A 2,006-nucleotide genomic window follows, 5' to 3' on the forward strand; every position below is an offset into this window, starting at 1 on the left:
AAAAAGGATAAGGTAGTGACTGAATATTCTGTAGATAGTATATGTTCTCAATAACTTAAATTTGACAATGCTTAAATATTTTTATGCAATGCTAGTGAGATTTTTTATGAACATATATCAAAAATTAAATATTTTATATTTACTCTTTAATTTCTATATTTCTTAATATATAATATTTATAGCAAGATATAACTAACTTTTATTTTATACCTAACTTTTAAAACATATCTAACTCTTAAAAAGCGCTGTCCGTTTGATAGGATAGCGCTTTTGTTAGCTTAGCTATTTATTTTTTTGCAAGACACATTTATTCCAGCTGTCAACTTTTGTTCAATTTTTTAGTCCATCTAAAATTTATAAGTCAAACCAGCTTTCAATTCAAGTCCGTCAAAATCTATAGATTCACTGCTGTCTTCAATATCTAATTCTAATTTTCTGTAATTTAAATCAGCTGATAAAGATAAATTTTCTGTTAAAGGATAGTTTGAAGAAGCTCCAATTTTAAAACCAAAATTTCTTTCTAAATCAGCATCAACTGAAAAATTGTATCTGCTGACTGCACCGGAAACTCTTTCTACAATTTTTTCTTTACTCCTAATTTCTCCTGTATAGGAACCAATACCAGCACTAATTGAAAAATATTCAGTAATTGGCTTTTCAAAATCAACATATATTCCATCAACCTCTATTTCTAAAGAATCATCAACCTTAATATAATCTCCAGTGTTTAAATCAGTTCCATAAAAATTACCATTTACCTCTTCCGAGAACATTTCATAGTTTACACCTGATTTATAATTTCCTAAATCATTTTGGAGCCCTATCCAAAAACCAACTGCACTATCAAAGTCATCAAGCTTATTAAATTCATCAACTTCAATATCATAATTAGGATCATTTTGGTAATACTCTAATTCATTTTGATAAAAATTATTGGCAGTATCTACAACTTCATTTAAAAAATCTGAATCTAAAGTTGTATAAACAAAGCCTCCTTCTAAGCTGTAATTATAAGTTTGAGCCAGACTTAAGCCGCTAAAAGAAAATACAAAGATAACTGTCAAAACTAATACTTTTTTCATTTATACATTTCCCCCTTCATTATTATAGTTTTAGAATAACACGGGGGAGTGACAGCGTTATGTCGCAAACAGGCGTTTTTTATTAAGATTAGTTAAGTTATTGAAGCCTGATATATTTTAGCTACAGCATCTTGAAGCACCTGATCAAATTCTTCATCTGATTGATTAACCTTTAGATCCTGAAGTAGTGCTCTGGAAAAACTTGCTATCATATTATGATTTTTAGCAAGTTTATCTACAGCTTCTTCTTGACTGTAACCACCTGATAAGGCTACTACCCGCACTACATTTGGATGATCAATAATTTCATGATAAAAATCCGGCTGTGTTGGGATAGAAAGTTTGAATATATACTGCTCATAATCTAAATTTTCAAGCAGCTTTCAGATCTCTTCTTTTAATATTTTCTCAGATTCAAGTTTATCCTCACTTTTAATATTTACTTCTGGTTCTAAAATTGGAATAAATCCTGCGTCAAAGATCTTTTTGCCGTATTCAAACTGCTGTGCTGTAATTTCTTTAATTCCATTGAGATTTGCACTATGAATCACGGATCTCATTTTAGTTCCAAAAATATTATGCTCTTTTGCTTCCTGGAGCAGATCATCAAGCTCAGTCATCGGCTTCATTAGCTGAACTCCGTTTTCTATTTCTTCTTTACCCTGATCAACTTTAAGTATCGGCAGTATTCCTTTTTCCTGCCAGAGATATTCAGCTGTATATTTGCCCTCCATTTTATTATTCATGGTATGTTTAAATAAGATTGCCCCTAAAATATGATCTGAACTAAAAGAGGGACTGGTAATAACCCTGGTCCTCATTGCATGAACAAGCTCAAACATTTCTGCTTTAGTTTCATATTCAGTCTCTTTAATACCATAATCTGCTAAAGCTCCTGGGGTACTACCACCGCTCTGATCCATT

Annotated in this window: 1 protein-coding gene and 1 pseudogene; both read right to left on the reverse strand. The window is 31.0% G+C overall.

What is annotated here, in order from left to right:
• Positions 1-347: 347 nt before the first annotated feature.
• Positions 348-1,082, reverse strand: coding sequence for a hypothetical protein (locus tag CI949_RS20275; protein WP_290769832.1), 735 nt, complete (start codon positions 1,080-1,082; stop codon positions 348-350).
• A 92-nt stretch (positions 1,083-1,174) separates the two neighbouring features.
• A pseudogene (locus CI949_RS21060) lies at positions 1,175-2,005 on the reverse strand (fructose bisphosphate aldolase).
• Position 2,006: the final 1 nt, after the last annotated feature.

It is taken from the genome of Halanaerobium sp., from assembly GCF_003070835.1.